This window comes from Enterobacter sp. PL1, assembly GCF_945957325.1.
In the GTDB taxonomy this organism is placed as follows: Bacteria; Pseudomonadota; Gammaproteobacteria; order Enterobacterales; family Enterobacteriaceae; genus Enterobacter; species Enterobacter roggenkampii.
In genome coordinates this window covers 1-26,256 of record NZ_CAMFKT010000039.1, presented here as the reverse complement: position 1 = coordinate 26,256, position 26,256 = coordinate 1, and the positions used below count along the sequence as shown (strand labels likewise).

Below are 26,256 nucleotides of genomic sequence, written 5' to 3'. Positions count from 1 at the left end.
CTACCGTCCACAGTTCTACTTCCGTACTACTGACGTGACCGGTACCATCGAACTGCCAGAAGGCGTTGAGATGGTAATGCCAGGCGACAACATCAAGATGGTTGTGACTCTGATCCACCCAATCGCGATGGACGACGGTCTGCGTTTCGCAATCCGTGAAGGCGGCCGTACCGTTGGCGCGGGCGTTGTTGCTAAAGTTCTGGGCTAATTAATTATCCCCGAATAAAAAAAGGACGCTTCGGCGTCCTTTTTTGTTTTCTGCCGCTCAGGCGTTGTCACAAAATTTCGCATTTTTTGCCTGCTCCCGCCCCGCATTCTGGCGTTTGTGCTATTGTAATCATAACCATTCTCACTTACACTTTGCGCATAATTTGAACGGGAGTTTCTATGTACGTTTGTTTATGTAATGGTGTAAGCGACAAAAAAATACGTCAGGCCGTTCGCCAGTTTCAGCCCCAGTCATTCCAGCAGCTTCGCAAATTTGTTCCGGTGGGAAATCAATGCGGTAAATGCGTACGTGCTGCGCGAGAGATCATGCAGGACGAGCTGATGCAGATCCCGGAATACAAAGAGATCGCGTAAGCGCCCATCTTTTTTTTGACATCCCTGTAGCCCGATCTACGCTTCAATGAGTGGAAGCGGAGGGACTATATAATGAAAGGTGATGTTAAAATCATAAGTTATCTCAATAAATTATTGGGAAATGAGCTTGTCGCAATCAACCAGTACTTTCTTCACGCGAGAATGTTCAAAAACTGGGGACTCAAACGTTTAAACGACGTTGAGTACCATGAATCTATCGATGAGATGAAACACGCTGATAAATATATCGAGCGTATTTTATTCCTTGAAGGCATTCCAAACCTGCAGGATCTCGGCAAGCTGGGCATCGGAGAAGATGTCGAAGAGATGCTGCGTTCCGACCTCAGGCTAGAACTTGAAGGTGCCAAAGATCTCCGTGAAGCCATTGCCTATGCTGACAGCGTACATGACTACGTCAGCCGAGATATGATGATTCAGATCCTGGCCGATGAAGAAGGGCATATTGACTGGCTGGAAACAGAGCTGGATCTCATTGCTAAAATCGGCCTGCAAAACTATCTTCAGTCACAGATTAAAGTGGAAGAATAACCAACGTCTTCCACCCTACGCATAAACCCGCTGCTGCCAGAAATGGCCCAAATGGCAGCGGGTTTTTTATTGCCTTCTTATCAGGGCGGATTACCGAAAAAACAAGAATACAAAGAAGCGCCATCAGTGCCGCGAGCAACGCCAGCGCAGGCAGTACGCACCAGCCATGCCATGCACCAAGCGCCGCCAGGTACTTCACATCGCCATATCCCATTCCTTCACGCCGGCAGATAAACCAATAGCCCCAGTAAATAACGGCAAAGGCAATATATCCGGCCATCGCACCCGCGACCGCACTCGGCAGAAAATCAGGTTGGATACAGAGCTGAAAGAGCAGTCCTGCCCATAGCAGCGGACAGAGAAATTTATCGGGAAGCAGACCGTAGCGAATATCGGCATTTACAAGTAAGGCTGTCAGTGAAAGATAGATCAGCAGAAAGGGGAGGGTGGTCAGCATGAATAAGGCCTCAAACGAATTTGAGCGCATACTCGTCATAATCGGCCGGTCCGGCAATGCACAAAAAACGGGGATGCGTAGCGGCTCGAAACAAAGCATCGCCGCAGAATACATTGCATAAAACGTTGCGCGCTCTTACACACCCTGCGACATTGGCGCTTAATTTCTAAACGGCACTTGCGTCTTGCCCAGATTTACGTATAATGCGCGGGCTTGTCGTAATTGACGGCGGGTTCAATCAGAACCAGAGTAGCTCATTTTGTTACTCAACAATGCTCCCAATTGGGGGGCTACGTAAGAACGGTTACACTCTCCCATCAATCGTAATGGGTTTGAGGAGTAATCATTTTCGTTTATAAAATAATTGGAGCTCTGGTCTCATGCAGAACCAAAGAATCCGTATCCGCCTTAAAGCGTTTGATCATCGTCTGATCGATCAATCAACCGCGGAAATCGTCGAGACTGCTAAGCGCACTGGTGCGCAAGTCCGTGGTCCGATCCCGCTGCCGACCCGCAAAGAGCGCTTCACCGTTCTGATCTCTCCGCACGTTAACAAAGACGCGCGCGATCAGTACGAAATCCGCACTCACAAGCGTCTGGTTGACATCGTTGAGCCAACTGAGAAAACCGTTGATGCTCTGATGCGTCTGGATCTGGCTGCCGGTGTAGACGTGCAGATCAGCCTGGGTTAATCAGGTCATCGAGCGATTGAGAGGTTGAAACAATGATTGGTTTAGTCGGTAAAAAAGTGGGTATGACCCGCATCTTCACTGAAGATGGCGTTTCTATCCCAGTAACCGTAATCGAAGTTGAAGCAAACCGCGTTACTCAGGTTAAAGATCTGGCTAACGATGGCTACCGCGCTATTCAGGTTACCACTGGTGCTAAAAAAGCTAACCGTGTAACCAAACCAGAAGCGGGTCACTTCGCTAAAGCTGGCGTAGAAGCTGGCCGTGGTCTGTGGGAATTCCGTCTTGCTGAAGGCGAAGAGTTCACCGTAGGTCAGGACATTAGCGTTGAGCTGTTTGCTGACGTTAAAAAAGTTGACGTAACCGGTACCTCTAAAGGTAAAGGTTTTGCTGGTACCGTTAAGCGCTGGAACTTCCGTACCCAGGACGCTACCCACGGTAACTCCTTGTCTCACCGCGTTCCGGGTTCTATCGGTCAGAACCAGACTCCGGGCAAAGTGTTCAAAGGCAAGAAAATGGCAGGTCAGCTGGGTAACGAACGTGTAACCGTTCAGAGCCTGGACGTAGTACGTGTTGACGCTGAGCGCAACCTGCTGCTGGTTAAAGGTGCGGTCCCGGGTGCAACCGGTAGCGACCTGATCGTTAAACCAGCTGTGAAGGCGTAAGGGGATAGCAATGGAATTAGTATTGAAAGACGCGCAGAGCGCGCTGACTGTTTCCGAAACTACCTTCGGTCGTGATTTCAACGAAGCGCTGGTTCACCAGGTTGTTGTTGCTTATGCAGCTGGTGCTCGTCAGGGTACTCGTGCTCAGAAGACTCGTGCTGAAGTAACTGGTTCTGGCAAAAAGCCATGGCGCCAGAAAGGTACCGGCCGTGCGCGTTCAGGTTCTATCAAGAGCCCGATCTGGCGTTCAGGTGGCGTGACCTTCGCTGCGCGTCCACAGGACCACAGTCAAAAAGTTAACAAAAAGATGTACCGCGGCGCGCTGAAAAGCATCCTGTCCGAACTGGTACGTCAGGATCGTCTGATCGTTGTCGAGAAGTTCTCTGTTGAAGCGCCTAAAACTAAGCTGCTGGCACAGAAACTGAAAGACATGGCTCTGGAAGATGTGCTGATCATCACCGGTGAGCTGGACGAGAACCTGTTCCTGGCCGCACGTAACCTGCACAAGGTTGACGTACGCGATGCGACTGGTATCGACCCGGTTAGCCTGATCGCCTTCGACAAAGTCGTAATGACTGCTGATGCTGTTAAGCAAGTTGAGGAGATGCTGGCATGATTCGTGAAGAACGTCTGCTGAAGGTGCTTCGCGCACCGCACGTTTCTGAAAAAGCGTCTACTGCGATGGAAAAAACAAACACCATCGTTCTCAAAGTTGCTAAAGACGCGACCAAAGCAGAGATCAAAGCTGCTGTGCAGAAACTGTTTGAAGTCGAAGTCGAAGTCGTTAACACCCTGGTAGTTAAAGGGAAAGTTAAACGTCACGGACAGCGTATCGGTCGTCGTAGCGACTGGAAAAAAGCTTACGTCACCCTGAAAGAAGGCCAGAATCTGGACTTCGTTGGCGGCGCTGAGTAAGTCGGAGGAGTAATACAATGGCAGTTGTTAAATGTAAACCGACATCTCCGGGTCGTCGCCACGTAGTTAAAGTGGTTAACCCTGAGCTGCACAAGGGCAAACCTTTTGCTCCGTTGCTGGAAAAAAACAGCAAATCCGGTGGTCGTAACAACAATGGCCGTATCACCACTCGTCACATCGGTGGTGGCCACAAGCAGGCTTATCGTATTGTTGACTTCAAACGCAACAAAGACGGTATCCCAGCAGTTGTTGAACGTCTTGAGTACGATCCGAACCGTTCCGCGAACATCGCGCTGGTTCTGTACAAAGACGGCGAACGCCGTTACATCCTGGCCCCTAAAGGCCTGAAAGCTGGCGACCAGATTCAGTCTGGCGTTGATGCTGCAATCAAAGCAGGCAACACCCTGCCGATGCGCAATATCCCGGTTGGTTCTACCGTTCATAACGTAGAAATGAAACCAGGTAAAGGCGGTCAGCTGGCGCGTTCCGCGGGTACTTACGTTCAGATCGTTGCGCGTGATGGTGCTTATGTCACCCTGCGTCTGCGTTCTGGTGAAATGCGTAAAGTCGAAGCAGACTGCCGCGCTACTCTGGGCGAAGTTGGCAATGCTGAGCATATGCTGCGCGTTCTGGGTAAAGCAGGTGCTGCACGCTGGCGTGGTGTTCGTCCTACCGTTCGCGGTACTGCGATGAACCCAGTCGACCACCCACATGGTGGTGGTGAAGGTCGTAACTTTGGTAAGCACCCGGTATCTCCGTGGGGCGTTCAGACCAAAGGTAAGAAGACCCGCAGCAACAAGCGTACTGATAAATTTATCGTACGTCGCCGTAGCAAATAATTTTAGAGGATAAGCCATGCCACGTTCTCTCAAGAAAGGTCCTTTTATTGACCTGCACTTGCTGAAGAAGGTAGAGAAAGCGGTGGAAAGCGGAGACAAGAAGCCCCTGCGCACTTGGTCCCGTCGTTCAACGATCTTTCCTAACATGATCGGTTTGACCATCGCTGTCCATAATGGTCGTCAGCACGTTCCAGTCTTTGTTACCGACGAAATGGTTGGTCACAAACTGGGTGAATTCGCACCGACTCGTACTTATCGCGGCCACGCTGCTGATAAAAAAGCGAAGAAGAAATAAGGTAGGAGGAAGAGATGGAAACTTTAGCTCAACATCGCCATGCTCGTTCTTCTGCACAGAAGGTTCGCCTTGTTGCTGACCTGATTCGCGGTAAGAAAGTGTCGCAGGCCCTGGACATCCTGACCTATACCAACAAGAAAGCTGCGGTATTGGTCAAGAAAGTACTGGAATCTGCCATTGCTAACGCTGAACACAACGATGGCGCTGACATCGACGATCTGAAAGTCGCGAAAATTTTCGTAGATGAAGGCCCAAGCATGAAGCGCATTATGCCGCGTGCGAAAGGTCGTGCAGATCGCATCCTGAAGCGCACCAGCCACATTACTGTGGTTGTGTCCGATCGCTGAGACTCTGGAGACTAGCAATGGGTCAGAAAGTACATCCTAATGGTATTCGCCTGGGTATTGTAAAACCATGGAACTCTACCTGGTTTGCGAACACCAAAGAATTCGCTGACAACCTGGACAGCGATTTTAAAGTACGTCAGTACCTGACTAAGGAACTGGCTAAAGCGTCTGTATCTCGTATCGTTATCGAGCGTCCAGCGAAGAGCATCCGTGTGACTATTCACACTGCTCGTCCTGGCATCGTTATCGGTAAGAAAGGCGAAGACGTAGAAAAACTGCGCAAGGTCGTAGCGGATATCGCTGGCGTTCCTGCACAGATCAATATCGCTGAAGTTCGTAAGCCTGAACTGGACGCTAAATTGGTTGCTGACAGCATCACTTCTCAGCTGGAACGTCGTGTTATGTTCCGTCGTGCTATGAAGCGTGCTGTACAGAACGCAATGCGTCTGGGCGCTAAAGGTATCAAAGTTGAAGTTAGCGGCCGTCTGGGCGGCGCGGAAATCGCACGTACCGAATGGTACCGTGAAGGTCGCGTACCGCTGCACACTCTGCGTGCTGACATCGACTACAACACCTCTGAAGCGCACACCACTTACGGTGTAATCGGCGTTAAGGTATGGATCTTCAAAGGTGAGATCCTGGGTGGTATGGCTGCTGTTGAACAACCGGAAAAACCGGCTGCTCAACCTAAAAAGCAGCAGCGTAAAGGCCGTAAATAAGGAGCGTCGCTGATGTTACAACCAAAGCGTACAAAATTCCGTAAAGTGCACAAAGGCCGCAACCGTGGTCTGGCGCAGGGTACGGATGTTAGCTTCGGCACTTTCGGTCTGAAAGCTGTTGGCCGTGGTCGTCTGACTGCACGTCAGATCGAAGCAGCACGTCGTGCAATGACCCGTGCAGTTAAGCGTCAAGGTAAGATCTGGATCCGTGTATTCCCGGACAAACCGATCACCGAGAAGCCGCTGGAAGTTCGTATGGGTAAAGGTAAAGGTAACGTGGAGTACTGGGTTGCCTTGATCCAACCGGGCAAAGTCCTGTATGAAATGGACGGTGTTCCGGAAGAGCTGGCCCGTGAAGCCTTCGGCCTGGCAGCAGCGAAACTGCCTATCAAAACCACCTTTGTAACTAAGACGGTGATGTAATGAAAGCAAAAGAGCTGCGTGAAAAAAGCGTTGAAGAGCTGAACGCTGAGCTGCTGAACCTGCTGCGTGAGCAGTTCAACCTGCGTATGCAGGCTGCAAGTGGCCAGCTGCAACAGACTCACCTGCTGAAGCAAGTGCGTCGCAATGTTGCACGCGTTAAGACTTTACTGACTCAGAAGGCGGGTGCGTAATGACCGATAAAATCCGTACTCTGCAAGGTCGTGTTGTTAGCGACAAAATGGAGAAATCCATTGTTGTAGCTATCGAACGTATTGTGAAACACCCGATCTACGGTAAATTCATCAAGCGTACGACCAAACTGCACGTACATGACGAGAACAACGAATGTGGTATCGGCGACAAGGTTGAAATCCGTGAATGCCGTCCACTGTCCAAGACTAAGTCCTGGACGCTGGTTCGCGTTGTAGAGAAAGCGGTTCTGTAATACAGTACGCCTTCTCAATACGAATAAACGGCTCAGCGATGAGCCGTTTATTTTTTCTACCCATATTGCAGAAGCGGTGTTATAATGCCGCGCCCTCGATATGGGGCTTTTTAACGGCTCTGATTTTAGAGTCTCAGGTAGTAGTTGACATTAGCGGAGCACTAAAATGATCCAAGAACAGACTATGCTGAACGTCGCCGACAACTCCGGTGCACGTCGCGTAATGTGTATCAAGGTTCTGGGTGGCTCGCACCGTCGCTACGCAGGCGTAGGCGACATCATCAAGATCACCATCAAAGAAGCAATTCCACGTGGTAAGGTCAAAAAAGGTGATGTGCTGAAGGCGGTAGTGGTGCGCACCAAGAAGGGTGTTCGTCGCCCTGACGGTTCTGTCATTCGCTTCGATGGTAATGCATGCGTTATTTTAAACAATAACAGCGAGCAGCCTATCGGCACGCGTATCTTTGGGCCGGTAACTCGTGAACTTCGTACTGAGAAGTTCATGAAAATTATCTCTCTGGCACCAGAAGTACTCTAAGGAGCGAATCATGGCAGCGAAAATCCGTCGTGATGACGAAGTTATCGTGTTAACCGGTAAAGATAAAGGTAAACGCGGTAAAGTAAAAAATGTTCTGTCTTCCGGCAAACTTGTCGTTGAAGGTATCAACCTGGTTAAGAAACATCAGAAGCCGGTTCCGGCCCTGAACCAACCAGGTGGCATCGTTGAAAAAGAAGCTGCTATTCAGGTTTCTAACGTTGCAATCTTCAATGCGGCTACCGGCAAGGCTGACCGTGTAGGCTTTAGATTCGAAGACGGTAAAAAAGTCCGTTTCTTCAAGTCTAACAGCGAAACTATCAAGTAATTTGGAGTAGTACGATGGCGAAACTGCATGATTACTACAAAGACGAAGTAGTTAAGAAACTCATGACCGAGTTTAACTACAATTCTGTCATGCAAGTCCCTCGGGTCGAGAAGATCACCCTGAACATGGGTGTTGGTGAAGCGATCGCTGACAAGAAACTGCTGGATAACGCAGCAGCTGACCTGACAGCAATCTCCGGTCAAAAACCGCTGATCACCAAAGCACGCAAATCTGTTGCAGGCTTCAAAATCCGTCAGGGCTATCCGATCGGCTGTAAAGTAACTCTGCGTGGCGAACGCATGTGGGAGTTCTTTGAGCGCCTGATCACTATTGCTGTTCCACGTATCCGTGACTTCCGTGGCTTGTCCGCTAAGTCTTTCGACGGTCGTGGTAACTACAGCATGGGTGTCCGTGAGCAGATCATCTTCCCAGAAATCGACTACGATAAAGTCGACCGCGTGCGTGGTTTGGATATTACCATTACCACTACTGCGAAATCTGACGAAGAAGGCCGTGCTCTGCTGGCTGCCTTTGACTTCCCGTTCCGCAAGTAAGGTAGGGTTACTGAATGGCTAAGCAATCAATGAAAGCACGCGAAGTAAAGCGCGTAGCTTTAGCTGATAAATTCTTCGCTAAACGCGCTGAACTGAAAGCGATCATTTCTGATGTGAACGCTTCCGACGAAGATCGTTGGAATGCGGTTCTCAAGCTGCAGTCTCTGCCGCGTGATTCCAGCCCGTCTCGTCAGCGTAACCGCTGTCGTCAAACAGGTCGTCCACATGGTTATGTGGGCAAGTTTGGGTTGAGCCGTATCAAACTGCGTGAAGCCGCCATGCGCGGTGAAGTGCCAGGCTTGAAAAAGGCTAGCTGGTAATTACCAATTGAATCACGGGAGTAAAGACAGATGAGCATGCAAGATCCGATCGCGGATATGCTGACCCGTATCCGTAACGGTCAGGCCGCGAACAAAGTTGCGGTCACCATGCCTTCCGCCAAGCTGAAAGTGGCAATTGCCAACGTGCTGAAGGAAGAAGGTTTTATCGAAGATTTTAAAGTTGAAGGCGACACCAAGCCGGAACTGGAACTTACTCTCAAGTATTTCCAGGGTAAAGCTGTTGTAGAAAGCATTCAGCGTGTCAGCCGCCCAGGCCTGCGCATCTATAAGAAAAAAGATGAGCTGCCAAAAGTTATGGCTGGTCTTGGTATCGCAGTTGTTTCTACCTCTAAAGGTGTTATGACTGATCGTGCAGCGCGCCAGGCTGGTCTTGGTGGCGAAATTATCTGCTACGTAGCCTAATCGGAGGAAAGAATGTCTCGTGTTGCTAAAGCACCGGTCGTTATTCCTGCCGGCGTTGATGTAAAAATCGACGGTCAGGTTATTACGATCAAAGGTAAAAACGGCGAGCTGACTCGTACCCTCAACAAAGCTGTTGAAGTTAAACATGCAGATAACGCTCTGACCTTCGGTCCACGTGATGGTTTCGTGGATGGTTGGGCTCAGGCTGGTACCGCGCGTGCCCTGCTGAACTCAATGGTTGTTGGTGTTACCGAAGGCTTCACTAAAAAGCTTCAGCTGGTTGGTGTAGGTTATCGTGCAGCTATCAAAGGGAATGCAGTAGGCCTGTCTCTGGGCTTCTCACACCCTGTTGAGCATCCGCTGCCGGCCGGTATCACTGCAGAATGCCCGACTCAGACTGAAATCGTGCTGAAAGGCGCTGATAAACAGCTGATCGGTCAGGTTGCAGCAGATCTGCGCGCCTACCGTCGTCCTGAGCCTTACAAAGGCAAGGGTGTTCGTTACGCCGACGAAGTCGTGCGTACCAAAGAGGCTAAGAAGAAGTAAGGTAACACTATGGATAAGAAATCTGCTCGTATCCGTCGTGCGACCCGCGCACGCCGCAAGCTCAAAGAGCTGGGTGCAACTCGCCTGGTGGTACATCGTACCCCGCGTCATATTTACGCACAGGTAATTGCACCGAACGGTTCTGAAGTTCTGGTAGCTGCTTCTACTGTAGAAAAAGCTATCTCAGAACAATTGAAGTACACCGGTAACAAAGACGCCGCTGCAGCTGTAGGTAAAGCTGTTGCTGAACGCGCTCTGGAAAAAGGCATCAGCAATGTTTCCTTTGACCGTTCCGGGTTCCAATATCATGGTCGTGTCCAGGCACTGGCAGATGCTGCCCGTGAAGCTGGCCTTCAGTTCTAAGGTAGAGGTGTAAGATGGCTCACATCGAAAAACAGGCTGGCGAACTGCAGGAAAAGCTGATCGCGGTAAACCGCGTATCTAAAACCGTTAAAGGTGGTCGTATTTTCTCCTTCACAGCTCTGACTGTAGTAGGCGATGGTAACGGTCGCGTTGGTTTTGGTTACGGTAAAGCGCGTGAAGTTCCAGCAGCGATCCAGAAAGCGATGGAAAAAGCCCGTCGCAACATGATTAACGTCGCGCTGAACAACGGCACCCTGCAGCACCCAGTTAAAGGTGTTCACACGGGTTCTCGTGTATTCATGCAGCCAGCTTCAGAAGGTACCGGTATCATCGCCGGTGGTGCAATGCGCGCCGTTCTGGAAGTTGCTGGGGTTCATAACGTTCTGGCTAAAGCATATGGTTCTACCAACCCGATCAACGTGGTTCGTGCAACTATTGATGGCCTGGAAAATATGAATTCTCCAGAAATGGTCGCTGCCAAGCGTGGTAAATCCGTTGAAGAAATTCTGGGGTAATTGACCATGGCAAAGACTATTAAAATCACTCAAACCCGCAGTGCAATCGGTCGTCTGCCGAAACACAAGGCAACGCTGCTTGGCCTGGGTCTGCGTCGTATTGGTCATACCGTTGAGCGCGAGGATACTCCTGCTGTTCGTGGTATGGTCAACGCGGTTTACTTCATGGTTAAAGTTGAGGAGTAAGAGATGCGTTTAAATACTCTGTCTCCGGCCGAAGGCTCTAAAAAGGCGGGTAAACGCCTGGGTCGTGGTATCGGTTCTGGCCTCGGCAAAACCGGTGGTCGTGGTCACAAAGGTCAGAACTCTCGTTCTGGCGGTGGCGTACGTCGCGGTTTCGAGGGTGGCCAGATGCCACTGTACCGTCGTCTGCCGAAGTTCGGCTTCACCTCTCGCAAAGCAGCGATCACAGCGGAAATCCGTCTGTCTGACCTGGCGAAAGTTGAAGGCGGCGTTGTAGACCTGAACACGCTGAAAGCAGCAAACATTATCGGTATCCAGATCGAGTTCGCGAAAGTGATCCTGGCTGGTGAAGTTTCTACTCCGGTAACTGTTCGTGGCCTGCGTGTTACTAAAGGTGCTCGTGCTGCTATCGAAGCTGCTGGCGGTAAAATTGAGGAATAAGTAGCAGATGGCTAAGCAACCGGGATTAGATTTTCAAAGTGCCAAAGGTGGATTTGGCGAGCTGAAACGCAGACTGCTGTTTGTTATCGGCGCGCTGATTGTGTTCCGTATTGGCTCTTTTATTCCGATCCCTGGTATCGATGCCGCTGTACTTGCCAAACTGCTTGAGCAACAGCGAGGCACCATCATTGAAATGTTCAACATGTTCTCTGGTGGTGCTCTCAGCCGTGCTTCTATCTTCGCACTGGGTATTATGCCGTACATTTCGGCATCGATTATTATCCAGCTGCTGACGGTCGTTCATCCGGCCCTGGCAGAGTTGAAGAAAGAAGGGGAGTCTGGACGTCGTAAGATTAGTCAGTACACCCGTTACGGTACTCTGGTGCTGGCAATATTCCAGTCGATCGGTATTGCTACCGGTCTTCCGAATATGCCTGGTATGCAGGGCCTGGTGTTAAACCCGGGCTTTGCATTCTACTTCACCGCTGTTGTAAGTCTGGTCACAGGGACAATGTTCCTGATGTGGCTCGGCGAACAGATTACTGAGCGTGGTATCGGTAACGGTATCTCAATCATTATCTTCGCCGGTATTGTTGCGGGCCTCCCGCCAGCCATCGCCCACACTATCGAGCAAGCGCGTCAAGGCGACCTGCACTTCCTCCTGTTGCTGTTGGTTGCAGTATTAGTATTTGCAGTGACGTTCTTTGTTGTCTTCGTTGAACGTGGTCAACGCCGCATTGTGGTGAACTACGCTAAGCGTCAGCAAGGTCGTCGTGTCTATGCTGCACAGAGCACACATTTACCGCTGAAAGTGAACATGGCGGGGGTTATCCCGGCTATCTTCGCTTCCAGTATTATTCTGTTCCCGGCAACCATCGCGTCATGGTTCGGGGGCGGTACTGGTTGGAACTGGCTGACAACAATTTCGCTGTATTTGCAGCCTGGGCAACCACTTTATGTGTTACTCTATGCGTCTGCGATCATCTTCTTCTGTTTCTTCTACACGGCGTTGGTCTTCAACCCGCGTGAAACAGCAGATAACCTGAAGAAGTCCGGTGCATTTGTACCAGGAATTCGTCCGGGAGAGCAAACGGCGAAGTATATCGATAAAGTAATGACCCGCCTGACTTTGGTTGGTGCGCTCTATATTACTTTTATCTGCCTGATCCCGGAGTTCATGCGTGATGCAATGAAAGTACCGTTCTACTTCGGTGGGACCTCACTGCTTATCGTTGTTGTCGTGATTATGGACTTTATGGCTCAAGTGCAAACTCTGATGATGTCCAGTCAGTATGAGTCTGCATTGAAGAAGGCGAACCTGAAAGGCTACGGCCGCTAATTGGTCGCCTGAGAAGTTACGGAGAGTAAAAATGAAAGTTCGTGCTTCCGTCAAGAAATTATGCCGTAACTGCAAAATCGTTAAGCGTGATGGTGTCATCCGTGTGATTTGCAGTGCCGAGCCGAAGCATAAACAGCGCCAAGGCTGATTATTTCGCATATTTTTCTTGCAAAGTTGGGTTGAGCTGGCTAGATTAGCCAGCCAATCTTTTGTATGTCTGTACGTTTCCATTTGAGTATCCTGAAAACGGGCTTTTCAGCATGGTGCGTACATATTAAATAGTAGGAGTGCATAGTGGCCCGTATAGCAGGCATTAACATTCCTGATCAGAAACATGCTGTGATCGCATTAACTTCGATCTACGGCATCGGCAAGACCCGTTCTAAAGCCATTCTGGCTGCAGCGGGTATCGCTGAAGATGTTAAGATCAGTGAGCTGTCTGAAGAACAAATCGACACGCTGCGTGACGAAGTTGCCAAATTTGTCGTTGAAGGTGATCTGCGCCGTGAAATCAGCATGAGCATCAAGCGCCTGATGGATCTTGGTTGCTATCGCGGTTTGCGTCATCGTCGTGGTCTGCCAGTGCGCGGTCAGCGTACTAAGACCAACGCACGTACCCGTAAGGGTCCGCGCAAACCGATCAAGAAATAATCGGGGTGATTGAATAATGGCAAAGGCACCAGTTCGTGCACGTAAACGTGTAAGAAAACAAGTCTCTGACGGCGTGGCTCATATCCATGCTTCTTTCAACAACACCATCGTTACTATTACTGATCGTCAGGGTAACGCATTGGGTTGGGCAACAGCCGGTGGTTCCGGTTTCCGTGGTTCTCGCAAATCCACTCCGTTCGCAGCTCAGGTTGCAGCAGAGCGTTGCGCTGAAGCCGTAAAAGAATACGGCATCAAGAATCTGGAAGTTATGGTTAAAGGTCCGGGTCCGGGTCGTGAATCTACTGTTCGCGCTCTGAACGCCGCTGGTTTCCGCATCACTAATATTACTGATGTGACTCCGATCCCTCATAACGGTTGTCGTCCGCCGAAAAAACGTCGCGTATAACGCTCGTTTTTTAGGTTAGTTGGAGATAGAAAATGGCAAGATATTTGGGTCCTAAGCTCAAGCTGAGCCGTCGTGAGGGCACCGACTTATTCCTTAAGTCTGGCGTTCGCGCGATCGATACCAAGTGTAAAATTGAACAAGCTCCTGGCCAGCACGGTGCGCGTAAACCGCGTCTGTCTGACTATGGTGTGCAGTTGCGTGAAAAGCAAAAAGTTCGCCGTATGTACGGTGTGCTGGAGCGTCAGTTCCGTAACTACTATAAAGAAGCAGCACGTCTGAAAGGCAACACAGGTGAAAACCTGCTGGCTCTGCTGGAAGGTCGTCTGGACAACGTTGTATACCGTATGGGCTTCGGCGCTACTCGTGCTGAATCACGTCAGCTGGTTAGCCACAAAGCAATCATGGTAAACGGTCGTGTTGTTAACATCGCTTCTTATCAGGTTAAAGCGAATGACGTTGTTAGCATTCGTGAGAAAGCGAAAAAGCAATCTCGCGTGAAGGCCGCTCTGGAGCTGGCTGAGCAGCGTGAAAAGCCAACCTGGCTGGAAGTTGATGCTGGCAAGATGGAAGGTACGTTCAAGCGTCAGCCAGAACGTTCTGATCTGTCTGCGGACATTAACGAACACCTGATCGTCGAGCTTTACTCCAAGTAAAGCTTAGTACCAAAGAGAGGACACAATGCAGGGTTCTGTGACAGAGTTTCTAAAACCGCGCCTGGTAGATATCGAGCAAGTGAGTTCGACGCACGCCAAGGTGACCCTTGAGCCTTTAGAGCGTGGCTTTGGCCATACTCTGGGTAACGCACTGCGCCGTATTCTGCTCTCATCGATGCCGGGTTGCGCGGTGACCGAGGTTGAGATTGATGGTGTACTTCATGAGTACAGCACCAAAGAAGGCGTTCAGGAAGATATCCTTGAAATCCTGCTCAACCTGAAAGGGCTGGCGGTGAGAGTTCAGGGTAAAGATGAAGTTATTCTTACTCTGAATAAATCTGGCATTGGCCCTGTGACTGCAGCCGACATCACCCACGACGGTGATGTTGAAATCGTCAAGCCGCAGCACGTGATCTGCCACCTGACCGATGAGAACGCAGCTATTAGCATGCGTATCAAAGTTCAGCGCGGTCGTGGTTATGTGCCGGCTTCTGCCCGAATTCATTCGGAAGAAGATGAGCGCCCAATCGGCCGTCTGCTGGTCGACGCATGCTACAGCCCTGTAGAGCGTATTGCCTACAATGTTGAAGCAGCGCGTGTAGAACAGCGTACCGACCTGGACAAGCTGGTCATCGAAATGGAAACCAACGGCACAATCGATCCTGAAGAGGCGATTCGTCGTGCGGCAACCATCCTGGCAGAACAACTGGAAGCTTTCGTTGACTTACGTGATGTTCGTCAGCCGGAAGTGAAAGAAGAGAAACCAGAATTCGATCCGATCCTGCTGCGCCCTGTTGACGATCTCGAATTGACTGTCCGCTCTGCTAACTGCCTCAAGGCAGAAGCTATCCACTATATCGGTGATCTGGTACAGCGTACCGAGGTTGAGTTGCTGAAAACGCCGAACCTGGGTAAAAAATCTCTTACCGAGATTAAAGACGTGCTGGCTTCACGTGGTCTGTCTCTGGGCATGCGCCTGGAAAACTGGCCACCGGCAAGCATTGCTGACGAGTAACCGGATCACAGGTTAAGGTTTTACTGAGAAGGATAAGGTCATGCGCCATCGTAAGAGTGGTCGTCAACTGAACCGCAACAGCAGCCATCGCCAGGCTATGTTCCGCAACATGGCAGGTTCACTGGTTCGTCATGAGATCATCAAGACGACCCTGCCTAAAGCGAAAGAGCTGCGTCGCGTAGTTGAGCCGCTGATTACTCTTGCCAAGACTGACAGCGTTGCTAATCGTCGTCTGGCATTCGCCCGTACTCGTGATAACGAGATCGTGGCAAAACTGTTTAACGAACTGGGCCCGCGTTTCGCGAGCCGTGCCGGTGGTTACACTCGCATTCTGAAGTGTGGCTTCCGTGCAGGCGACAACGCGCCGATGGCTTACATCGAGCTGGTTGATCGTTCAGAGAAAGCAGAAGCTGCTGCAGAGTAATCTGCAGTAACGTAAAAAAACCCGCTCCGGCGGGTTTTTTTATATCCGCGATATCCCCACTTCTCTACAATATCTGTATCAATTCTGTTCATCCTCTGGAGCGGGTAATGTGGCTGCTTGACCAGTGGGCAGAACGCCATATTCGTGATGCCCAAAAAAAAGGTGAATTCGACGATCTTCCGGGACGCGGCGAACCCCTTATGCTTGACGATGACTCGCATATTGCGCCTGAATTACGCGCGGGATACCGTTTACTAAAGAATGCAGGCTGTCTCCCTCCTGAACTCGAACAGCGCAGAGAGGCTGTTGAACTTGTCGATCTGCTAAAAGGGATCCGTCAGGACGATCCGCGACATTCTGAACTTAGCCGCCGTCTCGCCGTGCTTGAACTTAAACTGCGTCAGGCAGGAATGAACACTGACTTTCTGCACGGTGAATACGGTGAACGCTTGTTGCGGAAAATAAACGAGGAGTAGTTATGTACCGTATCGGTGAACTTGCGAAGCTCGCGAACGTCACACCGGATACCATCCGATATTACGAAAAGCAGCAGATGATCGATCATGAAGTTCGTACTGAAGGTGGCTTTCGACTTTATACCGATAACGATCTGCAGCGCCTGCGGTTTATTCGGTATGCGCGTCAGCTTGGTTTCACATTAGATTCGATCCGCGAGTTATTATCGATCCGCATCGATCCGGCACATCACACCTGTCAGGAGTCAAAAAGCATTGTGCAGGCCCGGTTGGATGAAGTTGAAGCACGCATTCAGGAATTGCAAACCATGCAGCGCTCTCTGCAAAGGCTGAATGATGCTTGTTGTGGCACGGCCCACAGCAGTATTTATTGTTCCATTCTGGAAGCCCTTGAACAGGGGGCCAGTGGGGAAACCGAGGACTGTTGATTTTTAGTCCAACCGGGTCTAGACTCCCGTCGACATAAACCATGCTCAGGAGAATTTATGAGCCGCTATCAGCACACGAAAGGACAGATTAAAGACAATGCCATTGAGGCACTACTCCATGACCCGCTATTCAGACAGCGCGTTGAGAAGAATAAAAAAGGGAAAGGAAGTTATCTGCGTAAAGACAAGCATGCAAAACGGGGTAACTGGGAGGCCAGTGGCAAACAAGCGAATCGCTTATTTACCACTGGCCTTCCTGCTTTAAGCTTCTGATTAAACGCGCTTGTTCTGCTCTTTTAACAGATCGCGAATCTCACTCAGCAGCACTTCTTCTTTTGTCGGTGCAGGCGCTGCTGCCGGCTCTTCTTTTTTACGGTTGAGTTTATTGATCAGCTTGATAGCCATAAAAATGGCAAACGCTACAATCACGAAATCAAATACGTTCTGAATAAATACGCCGTAGTGCATCACGACTGCCGGCACATCGCCCTGTGCTTCACGCAGCGTGAAAGCGAACTGTTTGAAATCAATGCCCCCGATCAGCAACCCTAAAGGTGGCATGATAATGTCGGCCACTAATGATGAAACAATCTTGCCGAATGCTGCACCAATAATGACACCCACTGCCAAATCCACCACGTTTCCGCGCATCGCAAATTCGCGAAATTCTTTAATAAAACTCATTTTGTTCTCCTTGTGCCAGCTGACGACTATAAGTTTAACAAATGATTAGCTAATTGCCATTCGTGATAATTAAACGTTATGCAAAATAAAAGGCACAGAAATGAGAAGGATAAAGAGCGGGTACCCATTGAGAGCACCCGACACATTAAAGGAAGAATGGGCTTGGCTGGAATAAACGTTCGACGTCGGTAATAAACTTTTTATCGGTAAGGAACATAATAACGTGATCGCCTTGCTCAATGCGCAAATTATCATTGGCAATCATGACATCATTCCCGCGCACGACAGCACCAATAATGGTGCCCGGTGGCAGCTTAATTTCGTCTATCGAACGGCCCACGACGCGTGATGTGGTTTCATCTCCGTGCGCTACGGCTTCAATGGCTTCCGCTACCCCGCGACGAAGCGATGACACACCAACAATATCCGCTTTACGCACATGGCTCAGTAACGCGGAAATTGTCGCCTGCTGCGGCGAAATGGCAATATCAATGACGCTGCCCTGAACCAGATCAACATAGGCCTTGCGCTGGATAAGCACCATGACCTTCTTTGCCCCCATACGTTTCGCGAGCATGGCGGACATTATATTCGCTTCGTCGTCGTTGGTGACGGCAATAAAAAGATCAACTTGATCAATATGCTCTTCAGCCAGCAACTCCTGATCTGACGCATCGCCATAAAATACGATCGTATTTTGCAGTTTTTCCGCCAGTTCAGCCGCTCGCTGCTGATCGCGTTCGATCAATTTTACGCTGTAATCTTTTTCAAGCCGGTGTGCCAGACCGGCACCAATATTGCCGCCGCCGACCAGCATAATGCGTTTATAGGGTTTTTCGAGACGCTGAAGTTCACTCATCACCGCACGAATATGCTGTGAAGCCGCAATAAAGAAGACTTCGTCCCCGGCTTCGACAATCGTAGAGCCCTGCGGGCGGATAGGTCTGTCGTGGCGGAAAATAGCCGCGACGCGCGTATCAATATGCGGCATATGCTCGCGCATGGTGGACAACGCGTTGCCAATCAACGGGCCGCCGTAATAGGCCTTAACGACGGCCAGGCTCACTTTACCTTCGGCAAAGTTCACCACCTGCAGGGCGCCCGGATATTCGATCAGACGGTAGATATTGTCGATCACCAGCTGTTCTGGCGCGATAAGATGGTCAATAGGAACTGCTTCTGAATTAAACAGTTTCTCAGCATCGCGGACATAGTCCGGAGAGCGGATGCGCGCGATTCGGTTTGGCGTGTTAAAAAGCGAGTAGGCCACCTGACAGGCCACCATATTGGTTTCGTCAGAACTGGTCACCGCAACCAGCATGTCGGCATCGTCAGCGCCCGCCTCACGAAGGACGCGGGGGTGCGAACCATGACCCTGCACAACGCGCAAATCAAATTTGTCCTGTAAAACTCGCAGGCGATCGCCGTTGGTATCCACTATGGTGATATCGTTGTTTTCGCCAACCAGATTTTCCGCCAGCGTTCCACCAACCTGTCCTGCGCCCAGAATGATAATCTTCATCTCTCGTGACCTGTTCTCAACATCACTCTTTGATTAGCTTAGCGTAAAAGAAGCCATCACCCTCTTCTGCACCCGGCAGATTTTGCTGACCCGGGCATTCAGGCGTTCCCGTATCGTGCAGCGCCGCGTCCGGGGTTCGTTTAAGGAAGGCCGCGATTTGCTGACTGTTTTCTTCCGGCAGTACTGAACAGGTTGCATAGACCAGCGTGCCGCCGGGTTTGAGATGTGGCCAGATGGCGTCGAGGATGTCGGATTGCAGTTGGGCAAGCTCACTAATATCACGATCGCGACGCAGCCACTTGATATCCGGATGACGACGAATCACACCGGTTGCAGAGCAGGGGGCATCCAGCAAAATGCGATCGAATTGTGTTTCGCCACACCATTCTGCGGGTTTGCGTCCATCGCCTTGCTTAACCTGTGCCTTCATGCCCAGGCGCTTGAGGTTGTCGTAGACGCGTGAAAGACGTTGCTCATCAACGTCCACTGCCATCACGCTGGCCTGCGGAGCCACTTCAAGAATATGCGTCGTTTTGCCCCCTGGTGCGGCGCAGAGATCGAGGATCTGCTCACCGTTTTGGGGTTCAAGCCAGGTCATGCAACCCTGAGCAGAAGCATCCTGTACCGTTACCCAACCCTCTTCAAAGCCGGGTAATGCATGTACCGGTGCAGGCGATGCTAAGCGCACGGCATCAGGGTATGCGTCATGGGTGAAGCCGCTCATTCCAGCTTCTTCGAGTAATGCCAGCCATGCGTCACGGGTGTGGTGATTACGATTCACGCGTAACCACATTGGCGGACGCTGGTTGTTGGCATCGGCAACGTCCTGCCACTGCTGCGGATAAGCTTTTTTCAGGCGCTTCAACAGCCAGTCCGGATGCAGGAAGCGCGCTTCGTTTTGGGCAAATTCAGCCAGAAGCTCATCCTGCTGTCGCTGGAACTGACGCAATACGCCGTTGATCAGCCCTTTCAGCTGAGGACGTTTAATCGCAACGGCACCTTCCACCGTCTCTGCCAGCGCGGCATGAGGTGGGATGCGGGTATGAAGAAGCTGATAAAAACCCACCATAATTAAATAATGTACGGTGCGCTGCTTGCCCGTCATTGGGCGGGACATCAGCTTGTTAATCAACCACTCAAGCTGAGAGAGTGTGCGCAGGACGCCAAAGCAGAGCTCCTGAAGCAGGGCTTTATCTTTATCAGAGACTTTTTGCTGCAGGGGAGGCAGGACGTTGCTCAGTGACTGGCCCTGCTCGATAACCTGCTCGACGGCCTGGGCCGCCATACTGCGTAGATTTTGTTTTTTCATAACCGTAAAAATAAAAATGCCCGGAAACACCGGGCCTTAAGAATAAATTTGCTCAGGCAAGGCGATTGCCAGGGATAAACCATTCGCGACGGGAATTTAGTAGATCCTGAGCACTCATGGCTTTCTTACCGGCCGGTTGGAGCGATTCAAGATTCAAAATCCCTTGCGCAGTCGCCACCTGGATGCCGTTCTTGCTGGCATCAATAATCGTACCGGGTTCCACCGTGGTAGCGCTGCTAATGACGGAGGCTTTCCAGACTTTTACTGGCTGCTCATCAATTTCCAACCAGCTCATCGGCCACGGATTAAAAGCGCGAATGCAACGTTCAAGTTGAGCGGCTGACAGGGACCAGTCGATCCGCGCTTCTTCTTTGCTCAGCTTTTCGGCGTAGGTTACCAGCGCGTCGTCCTGAACTTCTGGTTTTGCCGTATTGTCAGCAAGCTGCTGAAGCGTCTCGATGAGCCCTTGTGGGCCAAGCTCTGCCAGTTTGTCATACAGCGTGGCGCTGGTATCGTCTGACGTAATGGGGCAGGCCAGTTTATAGAGCATGTCGCCGGTGTCTAAACCTACGTCCATCTTCATGATGGTAACGCCCGTTTCGTCATCACCCGCCCACAGCGCGCGCTGGATAGGTGCTGCACCACGCCAGCGTGGGAGCAGGGACCCATGAACGTTGATACAACCCAGACGCGGCATATCAAGCACGGCTTTTGGCAGAATTAAACCGTAAGCCACCACCACCATTACGTCGGCATTCAGGTCAGCAACCAACTGCTGATTTTCCTGCGGGCGCAGCGATGCGGGCTGAAAAACAGGAAGCCCATGCCCTTCTGCCAGCACCTTGACCGGGCTCGGCATCAGTTTTTTGCCGCGACCAGCAGGACGATCCGGCTGGGTAAAGACGCCAACAACCTGGTGACCAGACGATAACAGCGCGTCAAGATGACGCGCTGCAAAATCAGGGGTTCCCGCGAAGATAATACGTAGTGATTTAGACACGATGATCCTTGTATCCGGTGGGACGTTATGCGCGAGAACGCAAACGATCCAGTTTCTCTACTTTCTGACGAATACGCTGCTGTTTCAGCGGCGAGAGATAATCGATAAACAGTTTACCGACCAGGTGATCCATCTCATGCTGAATACAAATCGCCAGCAGATCGTCTGCCTCCAGTTCGAACGGATTACCGTCACGATCCAGAGCGCGAATTTTCACTTTCTCAGCACGCGGCACTAACGCACGCTGTTCTGGAATAGACAGACAGCCTTCCTCAATACCGGTTTCGCCACTCTTTTCAAGCAGCTCTGGGTTGATCAGCACCAGACGGCCATCGCGATTCTCAGAAACGTCGATCACGATAATACGCTTGTGAATGTCCACCTGCGTTGCCGCCAGGCCAATGCCTTCTTCGGCGTACATGGTATCGAACATATCATCAACGATACGCTGGATTTCTGCATTCACTTCTTTAACCGGTTCAGCGACGATGCGAAGGCGCTCGTCCGGAATATGTAATACTTGCAAAACTGCCATAAATTTCCAGAGTCGTGTTCAGGAGTTGATAAGAATACTCCCTCTATTCTAGACAAATCCCCCATCGATTGACAGCATCAGTGACCAATCGCAATGATTGCGGAGACCGCTTATGGCAGGGGAAAGGATGACATCTACCGAGATTTGGCTACGGCTCATGCACACAGGTTCTTTGTGTGGTGATGTCATGGTGGAAGCGGCTGCACGACTGCAGAGGCAGGAAGGCATCGACACGCTTGTTCTGAGAAACGCTGGATTGACAGCTAAGCAGGCTGAACGGTTCGTTGCGTTCGATGAGAGTGAGCTGGAACGTAGCCTGATATGGCTTGAGCAGCCGGGTCATCATTTATTAACGGCCAACCATCCCCTTTATCCCCCTTTGCTCCGCACGATCCCTGATTATCCCGGAGCATTATTCATAAAAGGTAACCCTGAGGCGCTTAATACCGTTCAGCTGGCGGTGGTAGGCAGTCGTGCGCCGTCATGGTACGGCGAGCGGTGGGGGAAAATCCTGTGCGAACAACTTTCACAAAGTGGTTTCACGATCACCAGCGGGCTGGCCTGTGGTATTGACGGCGTTGCCCACAGCGCGGCGCTGTCAGTAAAAGGACGAAGTGTCGCGGTTCTGGGAAACGGTCTTTTTAGCATTTACCCACGCCGGCATCAGGCATTGGCGATGCGGCTTATTGAGTCTGATGGCGCGATAGTATCTGAGTTTCCGCTTTCCGCGCAGCCCCGACCGGCAAACTTTCCGCGTCGTAATCGCATCATCAGCGGCCTTAGCAAAGGCGTGCTGGTCGTTGAAGCCGCGCGGCGAAGCGGTTCGCTGGTCACGGCACGGTGCGCGCTCGAACAGGGGCGAGAAGTCTTCGCCTTGCCAGGCCCGATAGGTAATCCCGGATGCGAGGGACCGCACTGGCTGATTAAGCAGGGGGCAACACCGGTAACGGAAGTCGCGGACATTCTTGAAAATTTGCAATATGGGCTGCAATGGCTGCAGGAAGATCCCGAAAAGCGACAATATTCATCAGATCAGGGAAAGGTGGCATTGCCATTTCCCAAGCTCCTGGCTAACGTAGGAGATGAGGTAACACCTGTTGACGTTGTCGCTGAACGTGCCGGCCAACCTGTGCCAGTAACGGTAGCACAGCTACTCGAACTGGAGTTAGCAGGGTGGATCGCAGCTGTACCCGGCGGCTATGTCCGATTAAGGAGGGCATGCCATGTTCGACGTACTGATGTATTTGTTTGAGACTTACATCCATAACGAAGCAGAAATGCGAGTGGATCAGGACAAGTTGACACAGGATCTTACCGATGCGGGATTTGAGCGGGAAGATATCTACAATGCGTTGATGTGGCTGGAAAAACTGGCTGATTATCAGGAAGGCCTTGCCGAACCGATGCAGCTTGCTTCTGACCCATTGTCAGTACGCATTTATACCGCTGAAGAGTGTGAACGGCTGGACGCCAGCTGCCGGGGGTTCATTTTATTCCTTGAGCAGATTCAGGTGCTAAACCTCGAAACGAGAGAAATGGTGATAGAGCGCGTCATGGCGCTGGATACCGCAGAATTTGAACTGGAAGATCTCAAATGGGTGATCCTGATGGTTCTGTTTAATATCCCGGGCTGTGAAAATGCCTATCAGCAAATGGAAGAATTACTCTTTGAAGTGAATGAAGGTATGCTGCACTAATTCAATGTGCAGCACCAAGAGTTGTTATGGCCAAATCAGCACTATTCACGGTGCATAAAAACGAGCCCTGCCCGCAGTGCGGGGCTGAACTTGTTATTCGGTCCGGGAAACACGGCCCGTTTCTCGGTTGTTCTCACTATCCGGAATGCGATTATGTTCGTCCTCTGAAAAGCCAGGCGGATGGACATATCGTTAAAATTCTGGAGGGGCAGCTTTGTCCTCTTTGCGGTGGCGAACTCGCGCTACGCCAGGGGCGTTTCGGCATGTTTATTGGATGTAGCCGCTACCCGGAATGTGAACATACGGAACAAATTGATAAGCCTGATGAAACGGCAATTGCCTGCCCTCAGTGTCAGCGAGGTCAGCTGGTACAGCGCCGCTCCCGTTATGGTAAGACTTTCCATTCGTGCGATCGCTACCCTGAATGCCAGTTCGTTATCAATTTTAAGCCGGTAGCGGGAATCTGCCCTCATTGCAATTATCCGCTACTGATAGAGAAGAAAACCGCGCAAGGCATGAAACGCTTCTGCGCCAGTAAACAATGTGGAAAGCCGGTTACGGCGGATCAAAATAGTGAATAATAACCTGCCATCAGGCTCCATTGCGCATGCAGTGGACGTACTGAAAAATGAAGAAGTCATCGCCTATCCAACTGAAGCTGTTTTTGGGGTCGGTTGCGATCCTGACAGCGAAACGGCTGTGAGCCGTCTGCTTACTCTGAAACAAAGACCCGTCGAAAAAGGGCTGATTTTGATCGCTGCGAATTACGAGCAGCTTAAACCCTATATTGATGATTCTATGCTGACACCGGCACAGCGCGAGACAATCTTCTCCGCATGGCCTGGACCAGTAACCTTCGTCTTCCCGGCTCAGCCTACAACGCCGAGCTGGTTAACCGGACGCTTTGACTCCCTTGCCGTTCGCGTCACTGACCATCCGCTGGTGGTGGAGCTGTGCCTGGCATTTGGTAAACCACTGGTCTCAACCAGCGCCAACCTGACCGGGCAGCCGCCTTGTCGGACAACTGAAGAAGTGCTGGCGCAGTTCGGGAATGACTTCCCTGTCGCTGTTGGTGAAACGGGAGGGCGCCTGAATCCGTCTGAGATTCGCGACGCTTTGACCGGCGAACGTTTTCGCCAGGGGTAATCTCATGGAAACCTATGCTGTTTTTGGTAATCCGATTGCACACAGCAAGTCACCGTGGATTCATCAGCAATTCGCGGAGCAGCTGCAGATAGATCATCCCTATGGGCGCGTACTGGCGCCAGTGGATGCCTTTATCCCAACGCTGGAGGCCTTTTTCGCAGCGGGGGGCAAAGGCGCGAATGTGACGGTCCCGTTTAAAGAAGAAGCATTCGAACGTGCAGATGAGCTGACCGAGCGCGCTTCACTTGCAGGTGCAGTAAATACTCTAAAACGGCTTGAGGATGGACGCCTTCTGGGGGACAACACCGACGGGATTGGTTTACTTAGCGATCTGGAAAGACTCTCCTTTATCAAACCCGGATTCCGGGTTCTGCTGATTGGCGCGGGTGGGGCATCGAGGGGCGTTCTGTTGCCTCTGCTTTCCCTGGACTGTTCAGTGACCATTACTAACAGAACCTTTTCCCGGGCAGAAGCGCTGGCGGCGTTGTTTGCGCATACCGGCAGCGTGAGCGCGGTAGCGCTTGACGATCTTGCTGAACGTGAGTTCGATCTTGTCATTAATGCCACATCCAGCGGCATCAGTGGCGAGATCCCGGCGATCCCCGCTTCGTTGGTCAGTGCGCATATGTACTTTTATGACATGTTCTATCAGAAAGGTAAGACGCCTTTCCTGAACTGGTGTGAACAACACGGGGCGAAACAGTTCGCCGATGGGCTGGGAATGCTGGTGGGGCAGGCTGCGCATGCTGTACTGCTCTGGCACGGAGTGTTGCCTGCTGTCGAGCCGGTCATTGAAAAGCTAAAGCAGGAGCTTTCGGCGTGAATCAGGCTATTCATTTCCCGGACAGAGAGAGCTGGGATGAGCATAAGCAAGCGGTCTGTTTTCCGGTGCTCGTGCAGGGTATGCAGCTTACCTGTGCCATCCACGGAGAAACGCTATTGCATCGTTTTGGCGGCACAGACCCGATAGCCGTATTTTGTGAAAACCGCTGGGATCTCGAAGAGGAAGCCAGCGATTTAATCCGCGAACAGCAGGAAGACGATCAGGGCTGGGTTTGGCTATCCTGATCCAAATAATCATTCTTCCATTTTACGTAGTTGTTTGCCGAGTATTTTAATCCTTCGATCTCCGCCTCCTTCAGGGGGCGGATCTGTTTTACCGGGCTTCCCAGATAGAGATAGCCGCTCTCCAGCCGTTTGTTCTGCGGGACCAGGCTACCGGCGCCAATCATCACGTCATCTTCTACTATGACGCCATCCAGTAAAATCGACCCCATGCCAACAAGTACGCGATTTCCGACAGTGCAGCCGTGAAGCATGACTTTATGGCCGACGGTAACATCTTCTCCAATCATGAGGGGATTGCCTTCCGGGTTATAGGACGATTTGTGCGTGACGTGCAGAACGCTACCGTCCTGAATATTGGTTCGCGCGCCAATAGACACATAGTTAACGTCTCCCCTGATGGCAACGAGTGGCCAGATACTAACGTCATCGGCCAGTCGGACATCACCAATGACCACACTACTGGCGTCGATCATCACGCGATCGCCTTGTTTGGGGAACAGATCTTTATAAGGACGTAATACTGCAGACATAACTACCTCTGGGAATGAGCGCTATACAGAAGACTTTGATCGTATTCGTCGATCGAGGCAAGGCAAAATACGTCAATATTTAAGCAGATCGGGCGGGATTTCAGCGAAAAGCGCGGAAAATCAGCAGTCGGAAAAAAAGATCTAAAAAATACTTGTGCTAAAAATTGGGATCCCTATAATGCGCCTCCATCGACACGGCGGATGTGAATCACTTCACAGACAACGCGGTCGGTTAAAGAG

At 51.1% G+C, this 26,256-nt stretch carries 46 protein-coding genes and 1 pseudogene; 40 read left to right on the top strand and 7 right to left on the bottom strand.

Going from position 1 to position 26,256, the window contains the following annotated elements; translation table 11 throughout:
• The 3 genes and pseudogenes from tuf to bfr all read left to right on the top strand — a co-directional run.
• Positions 1-208 (top strand): annotated as a pseudogene (gene tuf, locus N6P30_RS22640) (elongation factor Tu); the annotation flags it as partial.
• A 179-nt stretch (positions 209-387) separates the two neighbouring features.
• Entirely contained in the window at positions 388-582 is a 195-nt protein-coding gene (gene bfd / locus N6P30_RS22635) for a bacterioferritin-associated ferredoxin (protein WP_008503493.1), read from the top strand.
• 72 nt (positions 583-654) lie between these two features.
• Positions 655-1,131, top strand: a complete 477-nt coding sequence (gene bfr / locus N6P30_RS22630; protein ID WP_008503492.1) for a bacterioferritin — start codon at positions 655-657, stop codon at positions 1,129-1,131.
• Here bfr and N6P30_RS22625 read toward each other — a convergent pair.
• Positions 1,115-1,588 carry a prepilin peptidase gene (locus N6P30_RS22625; RefSeq protein ID WP_021242968.1) on the bottom strand — a complete coding sequence of 158 codons (474 nt, stop codon included), beginning with the start codon at positions 1,586-1,588 and terminating at the stop codon, positions 1,115-1,117. The genes bfr and N6P30_RS22625 overlap by 17 nt on opposite strands.
• Before the next feature lie 380 nt (positions 1,589-1,968).
• Here N6P30_RS22625 and rpsJ point away from each other — a divergent pair, with 380 nt between their 5' ends.
• The 31 genes from rpsJ to N6P30_RS22470 all read left to right on the top strand — a co-directional run bounded on the left by rpsJ (position 1,969) and on the right by N6P30_RS22470 (position 16,798).
• Positions 1,969-2,280, top strand: a complete 312-nt coding sequence (rpsJ, locus tag N6P30_RS22620) for a 30S ribosomal protein S10 (RefSeq protein WP_001181005.1) — start codon at positions 1,969-1,971, stop codon at positions 2,278-2,280.
• A gap of 32 nt (positions 2,281-2,312) precedes the next feature.
• Positions 2,313-2,942 carry a 50S ribosomal protein L3 gene (gene rplC / locus N6P30_RS22615; RefSeq protein WP_003863274.1) on the top strand — a complete coding sequence of 210 codons (630 nt, stop codon included), beginning with the start codon at positions 2,313-2,315 and terminating at the stop codon, positions 2,940-2,942.
• 10 nt (positions 2,943-2,952) lie between these two features.
• Positions 2,953-3,558 (top strand): 50S ribosomal protein L4, encoded by a 606-nt coding sequence (rplD, locus tag N6P30_RS22610; protein ID WP_000424395.1) that lies wholly within the window; start codon positions 2,953-2,955, stop codon positions 3,556-3,558.
• Positions 3,555-3,857 carry a 50S ribosomal protein L23 gene (rplW, locus tag N6P30_RS22605; protein ID WP_000617546.1) on the top strand — a complete coding sequence of 101 codons (303 nt, stop codon included), beginning with the start codon at positions 3,555-3,557 and terminating at the stop codon, positions 3,855-3,857. Before rplD ends, rplW begins: the two co-directional genes overlap by 4 nt.
• Before the next feature lie 17 nt (positions 3,858-3,874).
• Positions 3,875-4,696: a 50S ribosomal protein L2 gene (gene rplB / locus N6P30_RS22600; protein WP_008457150.1), complete on the top strand. Its 822-nt coding sequence runs from the start codon at positions 3,875-3,877 to the stop codon at positions 4,694-4,696.
• A 16-nt stretch (positions 4,697-4,712) separates the two neighbouring features.
• Complete coding sequence (gene rpsS, locus N6P30_RS22595; RefSeq protein WP_001138117.1) at positions 4,713-4,991, top strand: 30S ribosomal protein S19; 279 nt, start codon at positions 4,713-4,715, stop codon at positions 4,989-4,991.
• Positions 4,992-5,005: 14 nt separating this feature from the next.
• Positions 5,006-5,338 carry a 50S ribosomal protein L22 gene (gene rplV / locus N6P30_RS22590; RefSeq protein ID WP_002919773.1) on the top strand — a complete coding sequence of 111 codons (333 nt, stop codon included), beginning with the start codon at positions 5,006-5,008 and terminating at the stop codon, positions 5,336-5,338.
• Positions 5,339-5,355: 17 nt separating this feature from the next.
• A complete protein-coding gene (gene rpsC, locus N6P30_RS22585) occupies positions 5,356-6,057 on the top strand; it encodes a 30S ribosomal protein S3 (protein ID WP_000529945.1) in 702 nt (233 codons plus the stop codon).
• A gap of 12 nt (positions 6,058-6,069) precedes the next feature.
• Positions 6,070-6,480, top strand: a complete 411-nt coding sequence (gene rplP, locus N6P30_RS22580) for a 50S ribosomal protein L16 (RefSeq protein WP_002919759.1) — start codon at positions 6,070-6,072, stop codon at positions 6,478-6,480.
• Entirely contained in the window at positions 6,480-6,671 is a 192-nt protein-coding gene (gene rpmC, locus N6P30_RS22575) for a 50S ribosomal protein L29 (RefSeq protein WP_003863282.1), read from the top strand. The genes rplP and rpmC overlap by 1 nt, the downstream gene beginning before the upstream one ends.
• Positions 6,671-6,925: a 30S ribosomal protein S17 gene (rpsQ, locus tag N6P30_RS22570; RefSeq protein WP_008503489.1), complete on the top strand. Its 255-nt coding sequence runs from the start codon at positions 6,671-6,673 to the stop codon at positions 6,923-6,925. The genes rpmC and rpsQ overlap by 1 nt, the downstream gene beginning before the upstream one ends.
• 166 nt (positions 6,926-7,091) lie before the next feature.
• Positions 7,092-7,463, top strand: coding sequence for a 50S ribosomal protein L14 (gene rplN / locus N6P30_RS22565; RefSeq protein ID WP_002919748.1), 372 nt, complete (start codon positions 7,092-7,094; stop codon positions 7,461-7,463).
• Positions 7,464-7,473: 10 nt separating this feature from the next.
• Positions 7,474-7,788, top strand: coding sequence for a 50S ribosomal protein L24 (rplX, locus tag N6P30_RS22560; protein WP_003863287.1), 315 nt, complete (start codon positions 7,474-7,476; stop codon positions 7,786-7,788).
• A 14-nt stretch (positions 7,789-7,802) separates the two neighbouring features.
• The gene (gene rplE, locus N6P30_RS22555; protein WP_001096202.1) at positions 7,803-8,342 is read left to right on the top strand and encodes a 50S ribosomal protein L5; all 540 of its coding nucleotides are present in this window, start codon (positions 7,803-7,805) and stop codon (positions 8,340-8,342) included.
• A gap of 14 nt (positions 8,343-8,356) precedes the next feature.
• Positions 8,357-8,662 (top strand): 30S ribosomal protein S14, encoded by a 306-nt coding sequence (gene rpsN / locus N6P30_RS22550; protein WP_003863291.1) that lies wholly within the window; start codon positions 8,357-8,359, stop codon positions 8,660-8,662.
• Between the two features lie 30 nt (positions 8,663-8,692).
• Entirely contained in the window at positions 8,693-9,085 is a 393-nt protein-coding gene (gene rpsH / locus N6P30_RS22545) for a 30S ribosomal protein S8 (protein WP_006178918.1), read from the top strand.
• 12 nt (positions 9,086-9,097) lie between these two features.
• Positions 9,098-9,631 (top strand): 50S ribosomal protein L6, encoded by a 534-nt coding sequence (gene rplF, locus N6P30_RS22540; RefSeq protein ID WP_003863296.1) that lies wholly within the window; start codon positions 9,098-9,100, stop codon positions 9,629-9,631.
• 9 nt (positions 9,632-9,640) lie between these two features.
• Complete coding sequence (gene rplR / locus N6P30_RS22535; protein WP_003863297.1) at positions 9,641-9,994, top strand: 50S ribosomal protein L18; 354 nt, start codon at positions 9,641-9,643, stop codon at positions 9,992-9,994.
• A 14-nt stretch (positions 9,995-10,008) separates the two neighbouring features.
• Complete coding sequence (gene rpsE, locus N6P30_RS22530) at positions 10,009-10,509, top strand: 30S ribosomal protein S5 (RefSeq protein ID WP_003863299.1); 501 nt, start codon at positions 10,009-10,011, stop codon at positions 10,507-10,509.
• Positions 10,510-10,515: 6 nt separating this feature from the next.
• Positions 10,516-10,695, top strand: a complete 180-nt coding sequence (gene rpmD / locus N6P30_RS22525) for a 50S ribosomal protein L30 (protein WP_003863301.1) — start codon at positions 10,516-10,518, stop codon at positions 10,693-10,695.
• Positions 10,696-10,698: 3 nt separating this feature from the next.
• Positions 10,699-11,133 (top strand): 50S ribosomal protein L15, encoded by a 435-nt coding sequence (gene rplO / locus N6P30_RS22520; RefSeq protein ID WP_003863304.1) that lies wholly within the window; start codon positions 10,699-10,701, stop codon positions 11,131-11,133.
• 7 nt (positions 11,134-11,140) lie between these two features.
• A complete protein-coding gene (gene secY / locus N6P30_RS22515) occupies positions 11,141-12,472 on the top strand; it encodes a preprotein translocase subunit SecY (protein WP_003863305.1) in 1,332 nt (443 codons plus the stop codon).
• Positions 12,473-12,503: 31 nt separating this feature from the next.
• Complete coding sequence (gene rpmJ / locus N6P30_RS22510) at positions 12,504-12,620, top strand: 50S ribosomal protein L36 (protein WP_000868187.1); 117 nt, start codon at positions 12,504-12,506, stop codon at positions 12,618-12,620.
• A gap of 146 nt (positions 12,621-12,766) precedes the next feature.
• Positions 12,767-13,123, top strand: a complete 357-nt coding sequence (gene rpsM, locus N6P30_RS22505; RefSeq protein ID WP_008503488.1) for a 30S ribosomal protein S13 — start codon at positions 12,767-12,769, stop codon at positions 13,121-13,123.
• A 16-nt stretch (positions 13,124-13,139) separates the two neighbouring features.
• The gene (gene rpsK / locus N6P30_RS22500; RefSeq protein WP_003863312.1) at positions 13,140-13,529 is read left to right on the top strand and encodes a 30S ribosomal protein S11; all 390 of its coding nucleotides are present in this window, start codon (positions 13,140-13,142) and stop codon (positions 13,527-13,529) included.
• A 32-nt stretch (positions 13,530-13,561) separates the two neighbouring features.
• Entirely contained in the window at positions 13,562-14,182 is a 621-nt protein-coding gene (rpsD, locus tag N6P30_RS22495) for a 30S ribosomal protein S4 (RefSeq protein WP_004868345.1), read from the top strand.
• Between the two features lie 25 nt (positions 14,183-14,207).
• A complete protein-coding gene (locus N6P30_RS22490; protein WP_002919219.1) occupies positions 14,208-15,197 on the top strand; it encodes a DNA-directed RNA polymerase subunit alpha in 990 nt (329 codons plus the stop codon).
• A 40-nt stretch (positions 15,198-15,237) separates the two neighbouring features.
• Positions 15,238-15,621: a 50S ribosomal protein L17 gene (gene rplQ, locus N6P30_RS22485; protein ID WP_001216368.1), complete on the top strand. Its 384-nt coding sequence runs from the start codon at positions 15,238-15,240 to the stop codon at positions 15,619-15,621.
• 107 nt (positions 15,622-15,728) lie between these two features.
• Positions 15,729-16,097, top strand: a complete 369-nt coding sequence (locus N6P30_RS22480; RefSeq protein ID WP_021242971.1) for a DUF1992 domain-containing protein — start codon at positions 15,729-15,731, stop codon at positions 16,095-16,097.
• Positions 16,098-16,099: 2 nt separating this feature from the next.
• Positions 16,100-16,525 carry a Zn(2+)-responsive transcriptional regulator gene (gene zntR / locus N6P30_RS22475; RefSeq protein ID WP_021242972.1) on the top strand — a complete coding sequence of 142 codons (426 nt, stop codon included), beginning with the start codon at positions 16,100-16,102 and terminating at the stop codon, positions 16,523-16,525.
• Between the two features lie 57 nt (positions 16,526-16,582).
• Positions 16,583-16,798 carry an alternative ribosome-rescue factor A gene (locus N6P30_RS22470; RefSeq protein ID WP_023294702.1) on the top strand — a complete coding sequence of 72 codons (216 nt, stop codon included), beginning with the start codon at positions 16,583-16,585 and terminating at the stop codon, positions 16,796-16,798.
• On the opposite strand, the gene mscL is transcribed toward N6P30_RS22470, so the two are convergent.
• The 5 genes from mscL to def all read right to left on the bottom strand — a co-directional run bounded on the left by mscL (position 16,799) and on the right by def (position 21,575).
• Entirely contained in the window at positions 16,799-17,209 is a 411-nt protein-coding gene (gene mscL, locus N6P30_RS22465) for a large-conductance mechanosensitive channel protein MscL (protein ID WP_008503483.1), read from the bottom strand. It lies immediately after the preceding gene.
• Between the two features lie 145 nt (positions 17,210-17,354).
• Positions 17,355-18,731, bottom strand: coding sequence for a Trk system potassium transporter TrkA (gene trkA, locus N6P30_RS22460; RefSeq protein ID WP_008503482.1), 1,377 nt, complete (start codon positions 18,729-18,731; stop codon positions 17,355-17,357).
• Positions 18,732-18,753: 22 nt separating this feature from the next.
• Positions 18,754-20,040 (bottom strand): 16S rRNA (cytosine(967)-C(5))-methyltransferase RsmB, encoded by a 1,287-nt coding sequence (gene rsmB / locus N6P30_RS22455; RefSeq protein ID WP_032664782.1) that lies wholly within the window; start codon positions 20,038-20,040, stop codon positions 18,754-18,756.
• A gap of 52 nt (positions 20,041-20,092) precedes the next feature.
• Positions 20,093-21,040, bottom strand: a complete 948-nt coding sequence (gene fmt / locus N6P30_RS22450) for a methionyl-tRNA formyltransferase (RefSeq protein WP_023294700.1) — start codon at positions 21,038-21,040, stop codon at positions 20,093-20,095.
• Between the two features lie 25 nt (positions 21,041-21,065).
• Positions 21,066-21,575 (bottom strand): peptide deformylase, encoded by a 510-nt coding sequence (def, locus tag N6P30_RS22445; protein WP_008503479.1) that lies wholly within the window; start codon positions 21,573-21,575, stop codon positions 21,066-21,068.
• A 127-nt stretch (positions 21,576-21,702) separates the two neighbouring features.
• Here def and dprA point away from each other — a divergent pair, with 127 nt between their 5' ends.
• From dprA to N6P30_RS22415, 6 genes are read left to right on the top strand one after another with little or no spacing between them, the layout of a single operon-like run.
• Complete coding sequence (gene dprA, locus N6P30_RS22440) at positions 21,703-22,827, top strand: DNA-protecting protein DprA (RefSeq protein WP_032664738.1); 1,125 nt, start codon at positions 21,703-21,705, stop codon at positions 22,825-22,827.
• On the top strand, positions 22,799-23,272 hold the full coding sequence (gene smg / locus N6P30_RS22435) for a DUF494 family protein Smg (protein WP_008503477.1): 474 nt from the start codon (positions 22,799-22,801) through the stop codon (positions 23,270-23,272). The genes dprA and smg overlap by 29 nt, the downstream gene beginning before the upstream one ends.
• A gap of 26 nt (positions 23,273-23,298) precedes the next feature.
• Positions 23,299-23,853, top strand: a complete 555-nt coding sequence (locus N6P30_RS22430) for a type I DNA topoisomerase (protein WP_023294698.1) — start codon at positions 23,299-23,301, stop codon at positions 23,851-23,853.
• A complete protein-coding gene (tsaC, locus tag N6P30_RS22425; protein WP_023294697.1) occupies positions 23,846-24,418 on the top strand; it encodes an L-threonylcarbamoyladenylate synthase type 1 TsaC in 573 nt (190 codons plus the stop codon). The genes N6P30_RS22430 and tsaC overlap by 8 nt, the downstream gene beginning before the upstream one ends.
• A 4-nt stretch (positions 24,419-24,422) precedes the next feature.
• On the top strand, positions 24,423-25,241 hold the full coding sequence (aroE, locus tag N6P30_RS22420; protein ID WP_023294696.1) for a shikimate dehydrogenase: 819 nt from the start codon (positions 24,423-24,425) through the stop codon (positions 25,239-25,241).
• Positions 25,238-25,486, top strand: coding sequence for a DUF1488 domain-containing protein (locus tag N6P30_RS22415; RefSeq protein ID WP_008503473.1), 249 nt, complete (start codon positions 25,238-25,240; stop codon positions 25,484-25,486). Before aroE ends, N6P30_RS22415 begins: the two co-directional genes overlap by 4 nt.
• Here the strand turns inward: N6P30_RS22415 and N6P30_RS22410 are convergent.
• Positions 25,462-26,016: a gamma carbonic anhydrase family protein gene (locus tag N6P30_RS22410; RefSeq protein ID WP_023294695.1), complete on the bottom strand. Its 555-nt coding sequence runs from the start codon at positions 26,014-26,016 to the stop codon at positions 25,462-25,464. The two genes, N6P30_RS22415 and N6P30_RS22410, sit on opposite strands and share 25 nt — an antisense overlap.
• Between the last annotated feature and the right edge of the window lie 240 nt (positions 26,017-26,256).